The organism is Streptomyces sp. NPDC101237, assembly GCF_044767465.1.
Taxonomy (GTDB): domain Bacteria; phylum Actinomycetota; class Actinomycetes; order Streptomycetales; family Streptomycetaceae; genus Streptomyces; species Streptomyces gramineus.
Window position 1 is genome coordinate 25,544 of the sequence record NZ_JBIWNY010000002.1, and the last position, 20,575, is coordinate 46,118.

Below are 20,575 nucleotides of genomic sequence, written 5' to 3' on the forward strand. Positions count from 1 at the left end.
GTCAGAGCCGCTCGGGCGTCCTGATGCCCAGCAGGGCCATGCCCTGGTGCAGGGTGCGGGCCGTCATGTCGCAGAGCAGAAGACGGTTCTCCGCCACCTCCTTCGGCGGCTGCGGCTTGATCACCGGGCACTTGTCGTAGAACGACGTGTACAGCGACGCCAGCTGGTACAGGTACGCGGCCAGCTTGTGCGGGGCGTACTCGGCCGCGGCCTCGAAGACCGTGTCGCCGAACGCGTCCAGGTGCAGGCCCAACGCCCGCTCCGCCGCGTGCAGTTCCAGCTCCGGATGGGCGGCCGGGCGGACCTCGCCCGCCTTGCGGAGGATCGACTGGACACGGGCGTACGCGTACTGGAGGTAGACGCTCGTGTCGCCGTTGAGCGAGACCATCTGGTCCAGGTCGAACTTGTAGTCCCGGTTCGGCGAGGTCGACAGGTCCGCGTACTTCACGGCACCGATGCCGACCTGCGCGGCCCGCTCCTGGATCTCGGCCTCGGTGAGGTCCTTCGCCTTCTCCCGGACGACCTCGGCGGCCCGCTGCACCGCCTCGTCCAGCAGGTCCTCCAGCCGTACGGTCTCGCCCGCACGCGTCTTGAACGGCTTGCCGTCCGCGCCCAGCACCGTGCCGTAGCCCATGTTGTGCGCGGTGACGTCGTCGGTGAGCCAGCCGGCCCGCCGTGCCGTCTCGAAGACCATCTTGAAGTGCAGGGACTGCCGGACGTCCACGACGTAGATCAGCGACGTGGCGTCGAGGTCACGGACCCGGTTGCGGATCGCGGTGAGGTCGGAGGCCGCGTAGCCGAAGCCGCCGTCCGCCTTCTGCACGATCAGCGGGACCGGCTGGTCGTCCTTGCCGCGGATCTCGTCGAAGAAGACGACGAGCGCGCCCTCGGACCGGACCGCGACGCCCGTCTCCTCCAGGATCCTGGCGGTCTCGGGCATGCCGTCGTTGTACGCCGACTCACCGACGATCTCGTCGTCCCGGATCTCCATGTCGAGCTTCTCGAAGACCGAGTAGAAGTAGACCTTCGACTCGTCCACGAACCGCTGCCACAGGTCCAGGGTCTCCTTGTCGCCGGACTGCAGGGCGACCACCCGCTTGCGGGCCCGCTCCTTGAAGTCCTCGTCCGCGTCGAAGACGGCCCGGGACGCCTTGTAGACCCGGTTCAGGTTCGACATGGCCTGCTCGCCGTCCGTGTCGGTCTCCGCGGACAGCTGCTCCGGGTTCTCGATCAGGTACTGGATGAGCATGCCGAACTGGGTGCCCCAGTCGCCGATGTGGTGCCGGCCGATCGTCCGCTCGCCGGTGAAGTCGAGCATGCCGCGCAGCGCGTCGCCGATCACCGCGGACCGCAGGTGGCCGACGTGCATCTCCTTGGCCACGTTCGGCTGGGCGTAGTCGATGACCGTGATGCCCGGGTTCTCCTTGGCGGCCACGCCGAGCCGGTCGCCGTCCGCGTACCGGGCGGCCAGGTTCGCGGTGATCGCCCGGTCGGAGAGGGTGATGTTGAGGAAGCCGGGGCCGGAGACCTCGACGTCCTGGATCAGGTCCGCGCCGGTCACGACGTGGGAGACGGCCTGGGCCGCCAGCTCCCGCGGGTTGGCCTTGGCCTTCTTGGCGGCGGCGAGGATGCCGTTCGCCTGGAAGTCGGCCCGGTCGCTACGTCGCAGCAGGGGGTCCACGGAGGCCTCCGGCAGGATTGCCGAGAGGGCGTCGGTGAGCTGCTGGTTGACGGCGTCGCTGAGGGACGTGACCGGGGCCATGGGATGGGAGCCGTTCTCCTCGGGGGTTCTGACAGACGTCTCCAGTATTTCACGGGGGGTAAAGGGGTTTTCGCGGCCGCGAGCTCGGATCGGGAGCGGTGGGTCGCCGGGTGCGGGCGCGTCGTGGCTGGTCGCGCGGTTCCCCGCGCCCCCGGAGCGCGGCCGCGCCGCCTCTCAGGAGGCGCGCCGGTAACCCGTTTTCGTGGATGCGGGGTCGGCTGGGAGAATGGAGCGGTCAGCCGTGCGACCGTACCGGCTGTCCCGTGCCAGAAAGAAGGACGTGCCGATCGTGGCTCAGAGCACCGAGACCACCGACTGGGTCTCCCGTTTCGCGGATGAGGTCATCGAGGAGTCGGAGCGTCGGGCCCCGGGCAAACCGGTCGTCGTCGCGTCGGGCCTGTCGCCGTCGGGCCCGATCCACCTCGGCAACCTGCGCGAGGTCATGACCCCGCACCTGGTCGCCGACGAGGTCCGGCGGCGCGGCCACCAGGTCCGGCACCTCATCTCCTGGGACGACTACGACCGCTACCGCAAGGTCCCGGGCGGCGTCCCCGGGGTCGACGAGTCCTGGGCCGAGCACATCGGCAGGCCGCTCACCGCGGTGCCCGCCCCGCACGGCTCCGCCCACCCGAACTGGGCGGAGCACTTCAAGGCCGCGATGGTCGAAGCACTGGCCGAGCTGGGCGTGGAGTTCGACGGGATCAGCCAGACCGCCCAGTACACCTCCGGGGTGTACCGGGAGCAGATCCTGCACGCCATGAAGCACCGCGGTGACATCGACGCGATCCTCGACCAGTACCGCACCAAGAAGGCCCCGGCGAAGAAGCAGCAGCAGAAGGCCGTCGACGAGGCCGAGCTGGAGGCCGCGGAGGGTTCGGGCGCGGCGAGCGAGGACGACGGTTCCGCGGGCTCCGCCGGGTACTTCCCGTACAAGCCGTACTGCGGCGGCTGCGGCAAGGACCTGACGACCGTCACCGCGTACGACGACGACACCACCGAGCTGACCTACGTCTGCACCGCGTGCGCCTTCACCGAGACCGTCCGGCTGAGCGAGTTCAACCGGGGCAAGCTGGTCTGGAAGGTCGACTGGCCGATGCGCTGGGCCTACGAGGGCGTCGTCTTCGAGCCGAGCGGTGTCGACCACTCGTCGCCGGGGTCGAGCTTCCAGGTGGGCGGGCAGATCGTCGGGATCTTCGGCGGCGAGCAGCCCATCGGGCCGATGTACGCGTTCGTCGGCATCAGCGGGATGGCGAAGATGTCCTCCTCGCGCGGTGGCGTGCCCACGCCCGCCGACGCGCTGAAGATCATGGAGCCGCAGCTGCTGCGCTGGCTCTACGCCCGCCGCCGTCCCAACCAGTCCTTCAAGATCGCCTTCGACCAGGAGATCCAGCGGCTCTACGACGAGTGGGACAAGCTGGACGCGAAGGTGGCCGAGGGCGCCGCGCTGCCCGCCGACGTCGCCGCGCACGCCCGTGCGGTGGGCACGGCCGCCGGTGAGCTGCCGCGCACCGCGCGCCCGCTGCCGTACCGGACGCTGGCGTCGGTCGCCGACATCACCGCCGGCCACGAGGACCAGGCGCTGCGCATCCTCAGCGAGCTGGACCCCGCGAACCCGCTGACGTCGGTGGACGAGGCACGCCCCCGCTACGACAAGGCGGAGGCCTGGATCAACACCCAGGTGCCGGCCGACCAGCGCACCATCGTGCGGGACGAGCCGGACGCCGAGCTGCTGAAGTCCCTCGACGAGGCGTCCCAGCAGTCGGTACGGCTGCTGCTCGACGGGCTCGCCGAGCACTGGTCGCTGGACGGGCTGACGCACCTCGTGTACGGCGTGCCCAAGGTGCAGGCCGGGTTCTCCGCCGACGCCACGCCCAAGGAGCTGCCGGCCGAGATCAAGACGGCCCAGCGGACGTTCTTCGCGCTGCTCTACCACCTGCTGGTGGGCCGTGACACCGGGCCGCGGCTGCCCACGCTGCTGCTGGCCGTCGGTCAGGAGCGGGTGCGGGCGCTGCTCGGCGCGTAGACCGGCACGGCGAAGGGGCCCTCCGCCACGGAGGGCCCCTTCGTCATGTCCTGCCGTCGCGCGGCAGACAAGAATTGTCCAGACAGGCCCTAGGCGATGTGGTCCTCCGTCAGCTCCGCCGTGTGCCGGTTGGTGAAGCGGTTGACCATGCGCTCCGCGTCGCGCTGCGCGAGCGTGATGCCGTAGGTCGCCTCCACGTCACCCCTGAACTGGCCCGAACTCGGGTAGCCGCCGTCGATCGACTTCTTGAAGACCAGGTAGAAGTCCTCCTCGGCCGGCTCCGGCGGGCCGCCGCCCTCGCCCAGCTCACGGGTGCGGCCCGGGCCGGAGGGGATGGGGAAGCTGCCGGTCGTCTCCGACACGGACTCCACGGGCACGGGCTGCTGCTCCGGCGCGAACGGCTCCTGCGGGAACTCCTCCGGCGGGAACTGCTCCTGGGCGAACGGCTCCTGCGGGAACCGCCGGCGGAGCTGCTCCTCCTCGAAGGCCTGCTGCTGGAGCCGGCGCTGGTACTGCTCCTGCTGGTACTGCCAGGCCGCGTACTGCTCGTCGGTGTACTGCGGCTCGAACGTCGGGTCGTAGTCGCCGTGGTACTCGATCTGCTGGGGGTCCCGCGCGTGCAGCCACGGGTTCAGCTCCGGGTCGAGTTCCGGCGCCGGCCGGGCGGCGGCCGAAGGCCGCTCGGCCGCGGGGGCCGGCTCCGGGCGCTGCTCGGCTCCGGGCGCCGCCTGCTGCGGGACGGGAGCGGCGATGGCCGCCGGAGCGGGGTCGGCCACGGGCGCCGGTGCCGGCAGGAGCGCCGGCAGGTCGATGCCCGCCGCCGCCAGCCCCTCGGGAGCCGTCTGCGCCAGGGGCACGCCGTAGCGGGCCAGCCGCAGCGGCATCAGCGACTCCACCGGGGCCTTGCGGCGCCACGCCCGGCCGAACCGGGAGCGCAGTCGCGCCTGGTAGACGAGACGTTCCTGCTCCAGCTTGATGACCTGGTCGTAGGAGCGCAGCTCCCACAGCTTCATCCGGCGCCACAGCAGGAACGTCGGCACCGGCGAAAGCAGCCAGCGGGTGAGGCGGACCCCCTCCATGTGCTTGTCCGCCGTGATGTCCGCGATCCGGCCGATCGCGTGCCGGGCGGCCTCGACGGCGACCACGAACAGGATCGGGATCACCGCGTGCATGCCCACGCCCAGCGGGTCCGGCCAGGCGGCCGCGCCGTTGAAGGCGATCGTCGCGACGGTCAGCAGCCACGCCGTCTGCCGAAGCAGCGGGAAGGGGATGCGGATCCAGGTCAGCAGCAGGTCCAGGGCGAGCAGGACGCAGATGCCCGCGTCGATGCCGATCGGGAACACATAGGCGAAGTTCCCGAAGCCCTTCTTGATGGCCAGCTCACGGACGGCCGCGTACGAGCCGGCGAAGCCGATTCCGGCGATGATCATCGCGCCGGTCACGACCACACCGATGAGAACGCGGTGCATCCGAGTCAGCTGTATTGGCGCGGACACCCGTACTCCCCTCCCCTTGCATGTTGTTGCGCGCAACAGGGTGGCACATCAGTGCGGCCCGCGTGTGGCCGGTCAGCCCTTCTTGGCCGACGACTTGGAGGGCGAGGCACTCGCGGAGGGCGACGTGGACGCCTTCTTCGACGGCGTCGCCGCAGGTGAACTCGGAGCAGGAGCGGCGCCGTTGGCCGTCCCGACCGAGGCGGTCGCCTCCTTGGCGGCCTTCTCCGCGGACTTCGTCAGAGCGTCCGCCTCCGGCGTCTTCTCGCCGGCCAGACCCGCGCCGTTGTAGTCGAGGGTGACGACCACGTTCGCGGCCCGGACCACGACCGTCTGCTGCCGGAAGGCGCCTTCCTTCTTCTTCAGGTCGTAGTGCACGACGGTCGCCTGGTCGCCGGTCGCCGCCACCGGCTCCGACTTGGTGTTCTTGGCGCCGCTCACGTCCTGCGCGTCCTGCACCTGGCTCGCGTAGTACGCCTCGGCCTGCTTCTCGCCGGTGCCGCGGCCGGCGTCCGACTCGAAGCGCAGGAAGGAGATGTTGAGCCAGCGGAACTGCGAGCCCTTGACGCCGTTGTTGTCCAGGCTGCTCCAGGAGCAGCTGCCCCGCGTGGCGGCGTCGTCCGAAGAGCCCTTCTTGCCCGACTTCACACCCTTCGGTACGAGAGAGGTGAGCGTCTTCTTCGACAGCACCGCGCACGGCTCCGGCAGCTTCTGGTACTTGGCCGCCTGGACGGTCGGCGACGCGGCGGCGCCCGTGCCGTCCGCGGAGCCGGTGGGCGCGGCGGACGTGCCGGACCCGCCGCCCTTCTGCTGCGCGGTGTCGCCGGAGCCGGAGTCCGAGGAGCAGGCCGCCGCGAACAGCGCCACGGCGGGGACGACGGCCGCGCAGACCAGGCCGCGGCGCAGGCGCCCGGCCCGTCGCTGTGCGTTCCGCTCGTTCCGGTCGCGCCGGACGTCTTGCTGGACTGCTGCTCGCTGCATGGTTCCTTCCCTCACACGTTCAGGGTTCCTGCGGTCGGATCTGGTCCGAGGGGCCACGGTACGCGGTGAGGGAGCCGTGCTGTTCCGGTTCGCGGGCATCGCGGGCGGGGTGCCCGGGGTGTGCCCCGGCGGTCAGCTGTTGAGCGCCTCGGCCAGCTGCGCGGCCAGTTTCTGGGCCCTGTCCTGCAGTTCCTCGCTGTCCGGGACGGTTCCGGTGGCCATCGGCTGCTCCTCGTACTCGATGGTCACCACGACGTTGGACGTGCGGAACACCACAGTCACCGTGCGCTGTTCGGCCGTCGAACCGGAGCCGCTGGTCTGGTCGTCGATGTACGCCTCGTCGCCGAGGTCGGTGAGGGCGCGGGGCTGGAGGTCGGCCGACGGGGTCGAGGCGGACGCCGAGGCGGAGGGGCTGCCGGAACCCGAGGGCGAGGTGGACGTGGACCCGGAGGGGGAGGCCGGCGCGGACGGGGTCCCCGACGCCGGTCCGGACGGCGAGTCCGACTCGACGGGGCTCGCGGGCGCGGTCTCCGGGATGTCGGCCGCCGACTCGCGCTGCGTGTAGATCGTCCGCGCCTCGTTGTCGTCGCTGACCGCGTTGTCGTACGAGACCACGCGCTCGAAGTCGACGGACAGCCGGTCCGTGGCGTCGGTGGACTCGACCTTCCAGCGGCAGCCGACCTTGCGGTCCGTGTCGTAGGTGAGCGAGGCCTCGCCCGCGTAGGCCTTGTCGCGCTGCTCGCCCTCGGGGATCTGGGCGATGCCCGGGAGCAGGGTGGCGAGGGTGTCCTGGCCGACCGCGCCGCAGGGTTCCGGGAGGGTGCGGTACTTGCCGGGCTGGGCGGCGACGGTGGAGGTGCCGGTGTCCGCGTTCTTGTCGCTGATGTCGTCCCCGCCGCTGGACCCGCTCGTGCAGCCGGCCAGCAGGGCCGCGAGGAGGGCGGCGGTGCCGGTTACGTATGCCTTCCGCTGCACGGGCAGGCTCCTTTCCGTTCACTGGGTCGCTCGGTCCTGCTCCGGTGTCCCCGCTGGTTAATCGCTTGCCGCAGCGGGGCGCCCCCTGGAGACAATGTGTACCGCACGCACTGCCGTGAACGCCGGTCCCGAGTCTGATTTCAGAGTCCTTGGCGACGCATTTGCGTTATGACTTCGATAGGGCGTTTGTCCTTTCTGTTCAATGATCCGCGGGGGAATGAGGAAACCATGTCGTACGTGGAGATACCGGGCGCGAAGGTGCCGATCCGGATGTGGGCCGACCCGGCCACCGTCGAGGAGGGCGCGCTCCAGCAGCTGCGCAACGTCGCGACCCTGCCGTGGATCAAGGGCCTCGCGGTCATGCCGGACGTCCACTACGGCAAGGGCGCCACGGTCGGGTCCGTCATCGCCATGCAGGGTGCCGTGTGCCCGGCGGCGGTCGGCGTCGACATCGGCTGCGGCATGTCGGCGGTGAAGACCTCACTGTCCGCCAACGACCTGCCGGGCGACCTGTCCCGCCTGCGCTCCAAGATCGAGCAGGCGATCCCGGTGGGCCGCGGCATGCACACGGACCCGGTCGAGCCGGGCGACTTCCACGGGCTGGCGACGGCCGGGTGGGGCGAGTTCTGGAACCGGTTCGACGGAGTCGCCGACGCGGTCAAGTTCCGCCAGGAACGGGCACATCAGCAGATGGGAACGCTCGGATCCGGAAACCACATGATCGAAGTCTGCCTGGATCAGTCGGACTCCGTCTGGCTCATGCTCCATTCCGGGTCCCGGAACATCGGCAAGGAGCTGGCCGAGCACCACATCGGAGTGGCCCAGAAGCTTCCGCACAACCAGGGTCTGGTCGACCGTGATCTCGCCGTGTTCGTCTCGGACACTCCGCAGATGGCGGCGTACCGGAACGATCTCTACTGGGCTCAGGAGTACGCCAAGTACAACCGCACGCTCATGATGGCGCTGCTGAAGGACGTGATCCGCAAGGAGTTCAAGAAGGCGAAGCCCGTCTTCGAGTCGGAGATCTCGTGCCATCACAATTACGTGGCCGAGGAGCGGTACGAGGGGATGGACCTGCTCGTCACCCGGAAGGGCGCGATCCGGGCCGGCACCGGTGAGTTCGGGATCATTCCGGGTTCGATGGGCACCAGCTCGTACATCGTGCAGGGGCTCGGGAACACGAAGGCCTTCAACTCCGCGTCCCACGGGGCCGGTCGGCGTATGAGCCGCAGCGCGGCGAAGCGCCGCTTCACGACCAGGGATCTGGAGGAGCAGACCCGCGGGGTGGAGTGCCGCAAAGACTCCGGAGTGGTCGACGAGATTCCGGGCGCCTACAAGAACATCGACCAGGTGATGGAGCAGCAGCGTGACCTCGTCGAGGTCGTGGCGAAGCTGAAGCAGTTCATCTGCGTGAAGGGCTGACCGGCGCGGGCATCGGGGCCCGGCCGGTTCGCAGGCGCCACCGGCGCACGCAGCAGCTCTGCTCGGTGCGTCGCAGTTCCGCGGCGGCCGCGGCGTCATCGCCCAGGCGCAGGAGCACACGGTCCTCGTGTGCTGTCCAGCGGCGCCTGGCGGGGGCGACCCGCATGTCCGCCGGCCGGATCCATGCGCTGAGCGAGTCGGCGGCAGCCTGTTTGCGCTCCAGGGACAGGCAGCCGTCGTAGTAGAGATCGGCCGCCAGGAGCTGGGCGTTCTCCTTCGTGTAGAGAACGTTGTAGACGTCGTCGCGTGTGTTGCGCTTGAGCGTGCGTTCCGATCTCGTCACCGTCCCCGCGTAGAAGCACAGGTAGGCGGCGACGGCCGTGCTGGCGGTCGTCAGCGAGAGGAAGGGGAAGCCTTTGCCCGTGCGGCCCACGGAGCCGTCGGCGTCGACGACGCCACGCAGGTAGTCGCGGCGCGCGAACTCGACGGTCGGCGGGGCGACGGTCCTGGACTTGCGGCCGTACGGCAGGCCGAGGTCGTTCAGCGCGGTCCTGGCTTCGAGGGAGCACAGGGTCCAGACGGCCGACCGGTGGGCCTCGGAGAAGTTCGTGGCCCGGGTGCGCTCGGTGATGCTGCTGTAGTAGGGCGTCAACTGCTGGAACCTGCGCAGGAGGCCGACGTCCGCGGCGTTGATCTCGACGGTCAGGCGGCCCTTCCGGCCCACGCCCTGGGCCAGATGCCCGTCCGCCTGCAGGAAACCGAACATGTACGCGTACTCCGGGACCGTGAGGTCCATGAACCGAGGGGCGTCAGGCTCGCATTCAGCCACGGGAAGGCTCCACGTCAGGGGCAGGTCAGGCCCTCGGGGGAGCTGTGTCCCTGCCGAGGGCCGACGCGTTGATGGTGTGGTGCGAGCCTAGGCCGGGCGGTCGGGCGGCGTTCGGGCGATCGGTGACGTTCGCCCGGGCGAGTCACTTCGCGTGGCGGATCGCGTAGATCATCACGAAGGCGAGGACGTGGATGCCGAAGAGGAAGTAGGCCAGGAAGTACCAGACCTGGCGTTCGTTCCTGGTCTCCTGGGCGAGGCGGGATTTCTCCAGGTGCTGTTCCAGGGCCTTCGCGGGATCCTCGTCCGGCATCACAGGTCCCGGTGGACCTTGGAGTTGGAGGCCTGGGCGCGGGGGCGGACCACCAGCAGGTCGATGTTGACGTGGCTGGGGCGGGTCACCGTCCAGGTGATCGCGTCCGCCACGTCGTCGGCCGTCAGGGGCTCGGCGACGCCCTGGTAGACCTTCGCCGCCTTCTCCGCGTCGCCGCCGAAGCGGGTCAGCGCGAACTCGTCCGTCCTGACCATGCCGGGAGCGATCTCGATGACACGGACCGGCCTGCCGACGATCTCCAGGCGCAGCGTCTCGGCGAGGACGTGGGCGCCGTGCTTGGCGGCCACGTAGCCGCCGCCGCCCTCGTAGGTGCCGTGGCCGGCGGTGGAGGAGACGACGACCACCGTGCCGTCGCCGCTCGCCTCCAGCCGGGGGAGCAGGGCCTGGGTGAGGTTGAGGGTGCCGATGACGTTCGTCTCGTACATCGTGCGCCAGTCGGCCGGGTCGCCGGTGGCCACCGGGTCGGCGCCGAGGGCTCCGCCGGCGTTGTTCACGAGGACGGCGACCGTCTTGAAGGCCGTCGCGAACTCGTCCACGGCCGCGCGGTCCGTCACGTCCAGCGGGTAGGCGGTGGCCTGGTGCCCCGCTTCGTTGATCTCCTTGGCCAGCGCCTCGATGCGGTCCTCCCGGCGGGCGGTGAGGACCACGCGGTAGCCGGCCTCGGCGAGGCTGCGGGCGGTGGCGGCGCCGATGCCGCTGCTGGCGCCGGTGACGACCGCGATGGGGGAGGGGGCCATGGGTTGCTCCTCGGCGGGTTTCAGGTGCGGCTTGCTCCGCAGAGTCTAGGCGGCACGGCGGACGCGGGACCGGGCGCCCGGTGTCAGCTCCTGGGCGCCCACATGATCAGCGCCATGCCCGCCAGGCACACCGCCGCGCCGGTCAGGTCCCAGCGGTCCGGGCGGTAGCCGTCCGCCACCGCGCCCCAGAGCAGCGAGCCCGCCACGAAGATGCCGCCGTACGCCGCGAGGATGCGGCCGAAGTGGGCGTCGGGCTGGAAGGTGGCGACGAAGCCGTAGGCGCCGAGGGAGAGGATGCCGCCGGCCACCCAGAGCCAGCCCCGGTGTTCGCGGACGCCCTGCCACACCAGCCAGGCGCCGCCGATCTCGAAGAGCGCGGCGACGACGAAGAGGGCGGCGGAGCGGAGAATCAGCATGGGGGCAGCGTGTCACGTGGTCCGCGTGTCACCTGTTGGAGGGCGCCTGAGGCGCGGCCCGTGTGGCATACATCCGTGGGGATGCCGTATACGGACGGATAGGACGGGTGTCATGGCGATGCGTCGGTGTGGACTCGCGGTGGCCGCTGTGGCGGCCCTCGCGCTCGGTGTCGGGACCGCTGGGACGGCGTGGGCGGGTGACGCCGATCTGGAGGTGCACGGTTCGGTGGTGATGAACGGGGACGTGGTGGTGGTCCGGGTGACCCCGCGCAACCTCGGCCCGGACATCGTCCCCGGTGCGACGGTGCGGCTGACGTGGTCGGCGGCGCTGGCGGACACGCAGCAGCTGCCGCCCGCCTGCGCGCGCTCCGGCGACCGTGAGGTGGTGTGCGGCACCGGGCCGCTCGCCGTCGACCTGCCCGCCGAGCAGTTGGTGGTTCCGGTACGGCTGCGGGAGCGGCCGGCGGAGGTGACGCTGGAGGCCGACATGGCCTGGAGCGGCGGCGCGGTGGACCACGACCGGACGAACGACCGGCAGCGGGTGCTGGTGCTGGCGACCGGGGACCCGTACGCCTTCTGACCGGGCGTGACCGCCGCCGGGCGGGACCTGAGCGGAGCCGGGCTAGGTGGTTCCGAAGGTCACCCGGTAGTAGCAGGCGCCCTTGCAGGACATGGTCGCCGCGTCGTCGTAGGCGTACGAGTAGGCGTACGGCGCGGCCCGTTTGAAGACCCGGGTGTAGTCGACGGGCCACTTGGCGGGGACGCAGTGGTCGCGGCCGGCCCAGGCGCCGCGGCAGCAGTACGTGTCGCCGCCGAACGCCGCGCACGGCGGCTTGCAGCCGGTCTCCCGGCCGCCGGAGTACGCCCGCATGGCCTGGGGGCAGTCGATCTCCGTGGTGCAGGTGCCCCGGTAGCAGCCGGTGTCGCCGACCGGGTCGGCGGTCGTGGTGTGGGAGATGTTGATGTACATGGGCAGGTTGGCGCCGTCGACCATGCTGACGTCGTAGAAGTCCAGGCCGGCGTACGCGTCGAAGGTGAACTCGCCGAGGGTGGTGGGCGGGTTGGGTCCGGTGCAGACGCTGGTGCAGTCGCCGGAGGCGCAGGGTCCGGCCGCGCTGCCGGTGCATCCGGTGCGGCCCCAGACGCGGCCGCCCCAGTCGCCCGCCACGGTCAGGGAGAAGGCCTGGCCGGGGGCGAGGCGCCGGCCCGCGGGGTAGGCGGAGGTGCCGGTGACGACCGCCCAGACCGGTTGCGCGGTGCGGTTGACGACCGTGATCAGCCGCCGTCCGCCCGGGACGGCCGCCGGGGTCTGCCGGTGCGGCGCGGTGGCGGTCTCGCGGGCGGTCGTGGGCCCCGGCCCGGCCGGCCGGGACGCGGCCGCTGTGGCGGCGGAGGCGGACGGGGTCGGGGTCGGGGTGGTGCGGTGGCCGGGGGACGGCGTGGGGGAGGCGGTCCGCGGTGCGGAGGAGGCGGTGGCCGCGGAGGCCGGGCGGTCCGCCGTGCGCGCGGTGCCGGACGCGGGTGACGGGGTGCACGCGCCGTAGGTGATCAGTACGGTGGCCGCCGTCGCGAGGGCGGCGGCCCCGGCGGCGTACCACCGGCCGCGTCGCGCCGGTCTCGTGCGGTGTCTGCTGCGTCCTCGTGCCATCCCCGGACCTTCCTCGGGCTGTGCCGGATGTGTGCCTGCCCCTCGGAGACCTCGTGCGCGGCGGCCGCACAACATAAATTGCGGACCCGAACAGGTTTCGACGACGACCCGCCGGTTTTCTGTTGTCCCAGGACGCCTCGGGGGGTCTCCGTTCCAAGAGCCGGATCCCTGCGCGGAGGAACCACATGATCGAGAACCACCGGAGGGGCCCCGCCCCCGGCCTGGTGACGGCCGCGTGCGCGGGTGACGGGCGGGCGCTGGAGCAGCTGGTGGCCCACTGTCTGCCGCTGGTCTACAACATCGTCGGCCGGGCCCTGAACGGTCACGCCGACGTCGACGACGTCGTACAGGAGACGCTGTTGCGCATGGTGCGCGGGCTGCCGAAGCTGCGGGATCCGTCGGCGCTGCGGTCCTGGCTGGTGGCGATCACGATCCGGCAGGTGCGGAACCGGGAGGCGCTGCGGGCCACCGACCGCGACCGCAGGGCCCGCCTGGACGACGCCGAGACGATCACCGACCCCGCGCTCGACTTCGCCGGGCTGACGATCCTGCGGCTGGGTCTGACCGAGCAACGCCGGGAGATCGCCGAGGCGACCCGCTGGCTCGACCCGGACGACCAGGAGCTGCTGTCCCTGTGGTGGCTGGAGGAGACCGGTGAGCTGGAGCGCGCCGATCTGGCCGGTGCGCTGGGGCTGTCCGACCGGCACGCGGCCGTGCGGGTGCAGCGCATGAAGAAGCAGATGGAGGTCTCGCGGTGTGTGGTGCGCGGGCTGGGCGCCGGTCCGCGCTGTGCCCGCCTGGACGAGATCGCGGCGCCGTGGGACGGCGTGCCCAGTCCGCTGTGGCGCAAGCGGTTCGGCCGTCACATACGGGGCTGCCGGGAGTGCGCCGGCCTGGAGCGCGGGCTGCTGCCGATGGACCGGCTGCTGAGCGGGCTGCCGCTGGTGGCGGTGCCGGCCGGTCTGGATCCGGCGCGGGTGCTCGCCCAGGCCGGTGCCTCGTCCGCGAACCCCGGATCTCCGCAGACTCCGGGATCCGGGCAGACTCCGGGATCTGTCCAGACTTCGGGCACTCCCGGATCTCCTCGTGGGCGGCACGGGCGGCCGGGCCGGGGCGTCCGGCGGGCCGGGCGGGCGGTGAGCAGGCACGTCGTGGTCGGCGGTGCGGCGGGTGTGGTGTTCGTCGTGGTGGCCGCTCTGGTCGCGGCCCGGCTGTCGGCGGGGCCCGAGGCGCCGGTGGCGCGGACGGCCGCGCCGCCGACGCCGGTGGCGGCCGCCTCGCCGAGCCCGGTGCGCTCGACGTCCGCGGCGCCCTCGCCGTCGGCCTCCCGGTCCTCGGCCGCGCCGAGCGCGTCGCCGAGCCGGTCCGCGCGGCCCACGCCGTCCCCGCACACCGCGGCCCCCGTGCAGGTCGCCTCCAGTGCCCGCAAGGGCGTCGGCGTGTGGTCGTTCGGCGGGGTGAGCCAGGCGCTGGCCGCCAGCGGGGCGGGCTGGTACTACACGTGGAGCACCGGGCATCAGGGCGTGACCACGCCCGGCTCGGCCTCCTTCGTGCCGATGATCTGGGGCGCCGCGTCCGTCACCGACGCGTCGCTGGCGCAGGCGCGGGCGGCGGGGCCGTATCTGCTGGGGTTCAACGAGCCCGACATGGCGCAGCAGTCGAACATGTCGGTCGACCAGGCGCTGGAGCTGTGGCCGCGGCTGATGGCCGCGGGCAAGGTGCTGGGCAGTCCGGCGGTGGCGTACGGCGCGGACACGGCCGGCGGCTGGCTGGACCGGTTCATGTCCGGGGCGCGGGCGAAGGGGTATCGGGTCGACTTCGTCGCGCTGCACTGGTACGGCGGCGACTTCCGCACCCCGCAGGCCGTGCAGCAGCTGACGTCGTACCTGGCGGCGGTGTACGCGCGCTACCACAAGCCGATCTGGCTCACCGAGTACGCGCTGATCGACTTCTCGCAGGGGACGCGTTTCCCCTCGGCGCAGCAGCAGGCGGACTTCGTCACCGCGTCCACGAAGGCGCTGGACGGGCTGCCGTACCTGCGGCGGTACGCGTGGTTCGGGCTGGGCGCGGACCCGTCGAAGCCGAGCAGCGGGCTGTTCACGGACGGTACGACGGCGACGGCGGCGGGCCGCGCCTTCCGGGCGGCCCGCTGAGCGGGCCCGGCGGCCTCGGCCGTCCGGGCGGGTTCGGCCGGCCCGGCGGCCGGCCGTGTGGGCGGTCGGAGGTGGTCCGGCCGTGGCCTTGACGGCGTGGATCCGGCGGGCCTGGTCGGCGTGGCCGAGTTCGGCGACCGGGGCGCCCCGGTCCGCGGCTCCGCCCCGGCCCGCGCGTTCGTGTGCCTCGTGGGCGGGATCCGGGCTGGAGGCGCGAGGACGCGGGCGGCCGGGGTGCCGGGAATAGCGGCGGGCAGGGTCTCGTTCTGCAGGTATAGTTGAACCGTCAACAACCTGGAGGGTGAGCGAGCATGCAGTTCGGGATCTTCACGGTCGGCGATGTCACGCCGGACCCCACCACGGGCCGCACGCCGAGCGAGCGGGAGCGCATCAAGGCGATGGTCGCGATCGCGCTGAAGGCCGAGGAGGTGGGCCTGGACGTCTTCGCGACCGGCGAGCACCACAACCCGCCGTTCGTGCCGTCGTCGCCGACCACCATGCTCGGCTACGTCGCCGCGCGCACGGAGAAGCTGATCCTCTCCACCTCCACCACACTGATCACCACGAACGACCCGGTGAAGATCGCCGAGGACTTCGCGATGCTCCAGCACCTGGCCGACGGCAGGGTGGACCTGATGATGGGCCGCGGCAACACCGGGCCGGTCTACCCCTGGTTCGGCCAGGACATCCGGCAGGGCATCAACCTCGCCGTCGAGAACTACGCCCTGCTGCACCGGCTGTGGCGCGAGGACGTCGTCGACTGGGAGGGCAAGTTCCGCACCCCGTTGCAGGGCTTCACCTCCACCCCGAGGCCGCTGGACGGGATCGCCCCGTTCGTCTGGCACGGCTCGATCCGCTCGCCGGAGATAGCCGAGCAGGCCGCGTACTACGGTGACGGCTTCTTCCACAACAACATCTTCTGGCCCGCCGACCACACCAAGCGGATGGTCGAGCTGTACCGGGCCCGGTACGCCCACTACGGGCACGGCACGCCCGAGCAGGCGATCGTCGGCCTGGGCGGCCAGGTGTTCATGCGGCACAACTCGCAGGACGCGGTGCGCGAGTTCCGGCCCTACTTCGACAACGCGCCGGTCTACGGCCACGGGCCCTCCCTGGAGGACTTCACCGACCAGACCCCGCTGACCGTCGGCACGCCCGAGCAGGTCATCGAGAAGACCCTGGCCTTCCGGGAGTACGCCGGTGACTACCAGCGCCAGCTGTTCCTGCTCGACCACGCGGGGCTGCCGCTGAAGACCGTCCTGGAGCAGCTCGACATGCTCGGCGAGGAGGTCGTACCGGTGCTCCGCAAGGAGTTCGCGAACGGCCGCCCGGCGGACGTCCCGGAGGCGCCGACCCACGCGTCGCTGCTGGCCGCCGCGGAGAAGAAGGAGGTCCAGGCATGAAACTCGTCGTCGTCTCGGCGGGACTGAGCGTGCCGTCGTCCACCCGGCTGCTGGCCGACCGGCTGGCCGCCGCGGTGGGCCGGCAGGCCGCCGACGCCGAGATCGAGGTGGTCGAGCTGCGCGACCTCGCGGTCGAGATCGCGCACAACTTCACCAACGGCTTCCCCGGGCGCCGGCTCGCCGCCGCGCTGGAGGCGGTGGCCGAGGCGGACGGCGTCATCGCGGTCACGCCGGTGTTCACCGCCTCGTACAGCGGTCTGTTCAAGTCGTTCTTCGACGTCCTGGACCGGGAGGCGCTGGTCGGCAAGCCGGTGCTGATCGCGGCGACCGGCGGCACGGCCCGGCACTCCCTGGTGCTGGACCACGCGCTGCGGCCGCTCTTCGCCTACCTGCGGGCGGTGGTCGTACCGACCGGCGTGTTCGCGGCGTCGGAGGACTGGGGCGCGGAGGGCCTGGAGGGCCGTGTCGAACGCGCCGCGGGCGAGCTCGCGGCCCTGATGACGGGGCTCGGCGGCACGAAGCGGGAGGCGCCGCCCGCGGTGGTGCCCTTCGAGGAACAGCTGGCACGGCTGGCGGCGAGCTGAGCGGCCCGGGGCGGCCGCGGGCGACAGCCGCGGCCCGGCGCCCGTTGCCTCCGTGACGGTGAGAGCCCGGTAAAAAGGGTGATCGTAGGCCCGCTCACCCCGGCCCGGGCCCCGCGGCCTTGGCAGACTGGATCCGTGTCCCAGACTGTGCTGCTCGCCGAAGACGACCGCGCCATCCGCCACGCCCTGGAGCGGGCCCTCTCCCTGGAGGGTTATGAGGTGACGGCGGTCGCGGACGGGGTGGAAGCCCTGGCGCACGCCCACCGCCTCCGGCCCGACGTCCTCGTCCTCGACGTGATGATGCCGGGCATCGACGGCCTCCAGGTCTGCCGCGTCCTGCGTGCCGAGGGCGACCGCACCCCCATCCTCATGCTGACCGCGCTGGTCGAGACCGCCGACCGGATCGCGGGACTGGACGCCGGCGCCGACGACTACGTGGTCAAGCCCTTCGACGTCGAAGAGGTCTTCGCACGGCTGCGCGCCCTGCTGCGCCGCACCTCGCCGGTGACCACCGGCGGCGGCCAGGGCGGCGCCGTCGCCGACTCCGGCCGGGAACCGCAGATCTCCGACCGGCAGGTCGAGGCGGCCGGCCTGCGCATGGACCTCCAGGCCCGCCGCGCCTGGCGGGGCGGCCGCGAGCTGGAACTGACCCGCACCGAGTTCGAACTCCTGGAACTGCTCGCCCGCAACGCCGGGATCGTCCTGGACCACTCCACGATCTACGACCGGATCTGGGGCTACGACTTCGGCCCCGGCTCCAAGAACCTCGCCGTCTACGTCGGCTACCTGCGCCGCAAGCTCGACGAGCCGGGCGCTCCGCAGCTGATCCACACCGTCCGGGGCGTGGGTTACGTGCTGCGGGAGGACTGAGTGAGCCGTCTGCGGCGGCTCAGGCGGGCGCTGCTCAGGCGCCGGCCACGGCTCGTCTCCCTGCGCACCACCTTCGTCGTCTCCTTCGCGGCCGTCACCGCCGCCGTCACCGTCGTGGTCGGCATCCTGTCGTACAACGCGGCCGCGCGGCTGGTCCGCGTCGACGAGCAGTCGGTGTTCACACAGGTCGTCTCCGACGTCCAGGACGAGGTCAAGCAGGACCGGATGACGCCGGAGGACTTCTTCTCCTCCTCCCGGCCCGGACACGACCTGGTCCGGCCGGTCCGTACCGACGTCCAGGTGCTCGGCGCGCGCGGCGAGGTCGTCGACCGCGGCAGCCCGGCGCTCCCCGTCACCGACGCGGACCGTGCGGCCGCCATGGCCCGGGGCGCCGGGACGACGGCCCAGCACAAGGACGTCCGGGTCGGCGAAGACCTGTTCCGGATCGCCACGGTGGCCCTCGGCGACGGCCGTGGCGCGGTGCAGGTGGCGCAGGAGTTCAGCGACACGGAGGACCTGCTGCAGGCGCTCCAGCAGCGGACGCTGGCCCTCATGGCGGCGGTGGTGGTGGCCGCGGGACTGTTCGGCTGGTGGCTGGCCCGCCGGATCACCCGCCGGCTGGTGATCCTCACCTCGGCCGCGGAGGACGTGGCCCGCACCCGGCAGCTCGGCATCCAGGTCCCGGTGACCGGCCTCGACGAGGTGGGCCGGCTGGGCCGGGCCTTCGACCGCATGCTGGGCCGCCTCGCCCAGTCGGAGGAGGACCAGCGCCGCCTGGTCCAGGACGCCGGCCACGAACTGCGCACCCCGCTGACCTCGCTGCGCACCAACATCTCCCTGCTCCGCCGGATCGACGAGCTGCCGCCGGACACCCGCGACGAACTCGTGGCCGACCTCGGGCAGGAGGCGCGCGAGCTGACCGACCTGGTCAACGAGCTGGTCGACCTCGCGGCCGGGCAGTCCGACATGGAGCCGCCGCAGCGCGTGGACCTGGCCGACATCGCGGAGGACGTCGCCGGGCTGGCCCGCCGCCGTACCGGCCGCGAGATCCTGCTGCGGACCGCCGGTGACACCACCACCGACGGGCGTCCCGGCATGCTGCAGCGCGCCGTGTCCAACCTGGTGGAGAACGCGGCCAAGTTCGACCGGGCCGGCAGGGGGCCCATCGAGATCAGCGTCACCGGGCCCGCCCGGCCAGGCACGGTCCGCGTCGAGGTCCTCGACCGCGGTCCCGGGATCGCCGAGGGAGACCTGATCCGGATCTTCGACCGCTTCTACCGCGCCGCCGACGCCCGCTCCCTGCCCGGCTCCGGCCTCGGTCTCTCCATCGTCCGCGAGGTGGCGATGGCCCACGGCGGCGCCCCCTTCGCCTTCCGCCGGGCAGGCGGCGGCGCGGTGATCGGCTTCACTGTGGGCGGGGGACTGGCGGGGGGCGGAGCGGAGCGGTCCTGAACCGCGCGCGGGGAACGGCCCGTCGTGCCTGGACGGGTGCCGTCACGGCCCTTCGCCGCGGTGCCGGCCACCGACGCGCCCTCGCCGGCCGACGGCCCGGTGGCCGCGGCCGTCCGTCGCTCAACTCCCCTTCTCCGGCTGCAACCCGACTCCCGCCGCACCCCGGCGCGGCCTCGGCACCCGCCCCCTGGCCGGCCCCGCCCGGCCCGCCCGCCCCGCGCACCCCCTCGCAGGCACCTTCGCCCGTGGCCGTCCACGTGTTCACACCCCCGCACCACCCGGCAGGGGGCGCCTGCGCCGGCCCACCCGCACACGCGCGCCCACAACTCCCCCACTCAAACGGCATGAACAGTTCACCTGTCCTCCACATGTGACGCGCTGGTGCGCAAGGAACCGGCCATTGACTCTGTCCGCGCGGTACCCCGCTCGGGGCCGTGCGGGGAGAATCGTTTCGTATAGGGGGGACACAGTGGTGTCCACACTCGAGGGTTCCGCCGGGGCGGAATCCGAAAGACCCGTGCCCAGGCGGCTGACCGCCGCCCGGGGGCTCGGGGACCGGATGTTCCGGTACCAGTTGACGGCCACGGGCGGCATCGTCCTCGCCATCATGGCCGCGGTGGGCCTGTTCCTGCTGCTCCGCGCCGGACAGGCACTGCGGGCGAGAGGAGTCTGGGCCTTCCTCACGACAGCCCAATGGCAGCCGGACGTCCACCGCTTCGGCATCGCGGCCGTGCTCACCGGCACGCTGCTCATCGCCGCCGTCGCCGTCACCATCAGCGTGCCGCTGGCCATCGGGACCGCCCTGTTCATCTCGGACGTGGCACCCCGGTCCCTGCGCCGCACCCTGGTCACGATGGTGGACCTGATGGCCGCCGTACCGTCCGTGGTCTACGGCCTGTGGGGGCTGTTCTTCCTCCAGCAGCACGTGATCGGGCTGTCGCGCTGGCTGTCGGACTGGTTCGGGTGGATCCCGTTCCTGCACGTCGACGGCGTCCAGGCCGGTGAACCCCTGGCCTCCCAGAGCGTCTACACCGCCTCCACCTTCGTCGCCGGGATCGTCGTCGCCCTGATGGTCGCGCCGATCCAGTGCTCGGTGATGCGCGAGGTGTTCGCCCAGGCGCCGGCCGGAGAACGCGAGGGCGCCTACGCGCTCGGCGCCACCCGATGGGGCATGATCCGCTCGGTCGTGCTGCCGTACGGCATGGGCGGGATCATCGGCGGCACCATGCTGGGCCTGGGCCGCGCGCTCGGCGAGACCATCGCCGTCTACCTGATCATCTCGCCGGTCTTCGCGATCCAGCCGCACATCCTGCAGACCGGCTCGAACTCGGTCTCCTCCCTGATCGCCCTGCACTACGGCGACGCCTCCACCTTCGGCATGTCGGCGCTGATGGCCGCGGGCCTGGCGCTGTTCCTGCTCACCCTGGCGGTCAACTTCACCGCCTCCTCGATCGTGGCGCGGTCACGGTCCGGCGCGCAGAGCGAGGCCTGACGAT

General features: G+C 72.0%; 18 protein-coding genes. 9 read left to right on the top strand and 9 right to left on the bottom strand.

Annotated features, from left to right (window positions below):
• Window position 1 precedes the first annotated feature (1 nt).
• Window positions 2–1,762, bottom strand: a complete 1,761-nt coding sequence (argS, locus tag ACIRQ9_RS02990) for an arginine--tRNA ligase (RefSeq protein ID WP_404166486.1) — start codon at window positions 1,760–1,762, stop codon at window positions 2–4.
• Window positions 1,763–2,042: 280 nt separating this feature from the next.
• On the opposite strand from argS, the gene lysS reads away from it, so the two are divergent.
• Window positions 2,043–3,785, top strand: coding sequence for a lysine--tRNA ligase (lysS, locus tag ACIRQ9_RS02995; protein WP_404166489.1), 1,743 nt, complete (start codon window positions 2,043–2,045; stop codon window positions 3,783–3,785).
• Window positions 3,786–3,874: 89 nt separating this feature from the next.
• Here lysS and ACIRQ9_RS03000 read toward each other — a convergent pair whose 3' ends face one another.
• From ACIRQ9_RS03000 to ACIRQ9_RS03010, 3 genes are all read right to left on the bottom strand, one after another.
• Window positions 3,875–5,254: a DUF2637 domain-containing protein gene (locus tag ACIRQ9_RS03000; RefSeq protein WP_404166492.1), complete on the bottom strand. Its 1,380-nt coding sequence runs from the start codon at window positions 5,252–5,254 to the stop codon at window positions 3,875–3,877.
• Between the two features lie 99 nt (window positions 5,255–5,353).
• Window positions 5,354–6,259: a DUF3558 domain-containing protein gene (locus ACIRQ9_RS03005; protein ID WP_404166495.1), complete on the bottom strand. Its 906-nt coding sequence runs from the start codon at window positions 6,257–6,259 to the stop codon at window positions 5,354–5,356.
• 132 nt (window positions 6,260–6,391) lie between these two features.
• The gene (locus tag ACIRQ9_RS03010; RefSeq protein WP_404166498.1) at window positions 6,392–7,234 is read right to left on the bottom strand and encodes a DUF3558 domain-containing protein; all 843 of its coding nucleotides are present in this window, start codon (window positions 7,232–7,234) and stop codon (window positions 6,392–6,394) included.
• 228 nt (window positions 7,235–7,462) lie between these two features.
• On the opposite strand from ACIRQ9_RS03010, the gene ACIRQ9_RS03015 reads away from it, so the two are divergent.
• On the top strand, window positions 7,463–8,656 hold the full coding sequence (locus tag ACIRQ9_RS03015; RefSeq protein ID WP_404166501.1) for an RtcB family protein: 1,194 nt from the start codon (window positions 7,463–7,465) through the stop codon (window positions 8,654–8,656).
• Here the strand turns inward: ACIRQ9_RS03015 and ACIRQ9_RS03020 are convergent.
• From ACIRQ9_RS03020 to ACIRQ9_RS03035, 4 genes are all read right to left on the bottom strand, one after another.
• Complete coding sequence (locus tag ACIRQ9_RS03020) at window positions 8,637–9,452, bottom strand: LAGLIDADG family homing endonuclease (RefSeq protein WP_404166504.1); 816 nt, start codon at window positions 9,450–9,452, stop codon at window positions 8,637–8,639. The genes ACIRQ9_RS03015 and ACIRQ9_RS03020 overlap by 20 nt on opposite strands.
• A 175-nt stretch (window positions 9,453–9,627) precedes the next feature.
• A complete protein-coding gene (locus ACIRQ9_RS03025; protein WP_404166507.1) occupies window positions 9,628–9,795 on the bottom strand; it encodes a hypothetical protein in 168 nt (55 codons plus the stop codon).
• Window positions 9,795–10,553, bottom strand: a complete 759-nt coding sequence (locus tag ACIRQ9_RS03030; RefSeq protein WP_404166510.1) for an SDR family NAD(P)-dependent oxidoreductase — start codon at window positions 10,551–10,553, stop codon at window positions 9,795–9,797. The genes ACIRQ9_RS03025 and ACIRQ9_RS03030 overlap by 1 nt, the downstream gene beginning before the upstream one ends.
• Window positions 10,554–10,636: 83 nt before the next feature.
• Window positions 10,637–10,969, bottom strand: coding sequence for a YnfA family protein (locus tag ACIRQ9_RS03035; protein WP_362647615.1), 333 nt, complete (start codon window positions 10,967–10,969; stop codon window positions 10,637–10,639).
• Between the two features lie 112 nt (window positions 10,970–11,081).
• On the opposite strand from ACIRQ9_RS03035, the gene ACIRQ9_RS03040 reads away from it, so the two are divergent.
• A complete protein-coding gene (locus ACIRQ9_RS03040; RefSeq protein ID WP_404166514.1) occupies window positions 11,082–11,549 on the top strand; it encodes a hypothetical protein in 468 nt (155 codons plus the stop codon).
• Between the two features lie 42 nt (window positions 11,550–11,591).
• Here ACIRQ9_RS03040 and ACIRQ9_RS03045 read toward each other — a convergent pair whose 3' ends face one another.
• Complete coding sequence (locus tag ACIRQ9_RS03045; RefSeq protein WP_404166517.1) at window positions 11,592–12,617, bottom strand: thaumatin family protein; 1,026 nt, start codon at window positions 12,615–12,617, stop codon at window positions 11,592–11,594.
• A 185-nt stretch (window positions 12,618–12,802) separates the two neighbouring features.
• Between ACIRQ9_RS03045 and ACIRQ9_RS03050 the strand changes: the two genes are divergently transcribed.
• The 6 genes from ACIRQ9_RS03050 to pstC all read left to right on the top strand — a co-directional run bounded on the left by ACIRQ9_RS03050 (window position 12,803) and on the right by pstC (window position 20,571).
• Window positions 12,803–14,770 carry a sigma-70 family RNA polymerase sigma factor gene (locus tag ACIRQ9_RS03050; RefSeq protein ID WP_404166520.1) on the top strand — a complete coding sequence of 656 codons (1,968 nt, stop codon included), beginning with the start codon at window positions 12,803–12,805 and terminating at the stop codon, window positions 14,768–14,770.
• Between the two features lie 311 nt (window positions 14,771–15,081).
• Window positions 15,082–16,173 (top strand): LLM class flavin-dependent oxidoreductase, encoded by a 1,092-nt coding sequence (locus ACIRQ9_RS03055; RefSeq protein ID WP_404166523.1) that lies wholly within the window; start codon window positions 15,082–15,084, stop codon window positions 16,171–16,173.
• Entirely contained in the window at window positions 16,170–16,757 is a 588-nt protein-coding gene (locus ACIRQ9_RS03060; protein WP_404166526.1) for an FMN reductase, read from the top strand. Before ACIRQ9_RS03055 ends, ACIRQ9_RS03060 begins: the two co-directional genes overlap by 4 nt.
• 135 nt (window positions 16,758–16,892) lie before the next feature.
• Window positions 16,893–17,627, top strand: coding sequence for a response regulator transcription factor (locus ACIRQ9_RS03065; RefSeq protein ID WP_404166529.1), 735 nt, complete (start codon window positions 16,893–16,895; stop codon window positions 17,625–17,627).
• Between the two features lie 9 nt (window positions 17,628–17,636).
• A complete protein-coding gene (locus ACIRQ9_RS03070; RefSeq protein WP_404167498.1) occupies window positions 17,637–19,079 on the top strand; it encodes an ATP-binding protein in 1,443 nt (480 codons plus the stop codon).
• 517 nt (window positions 19,080–19,596) lie between these two features.
• Entirely contained in the window at window positions 19,597–20,571 is a 975-nt protein-coding gene (gene pstC / locus ACIRQ9_RS03075) for a phosphate ABC transporter permease subunit PstC (protein WP_404166532.1), read from the top strand.
• Window positions 20,572–20,575: the final 4 nt, after the last annotated feature.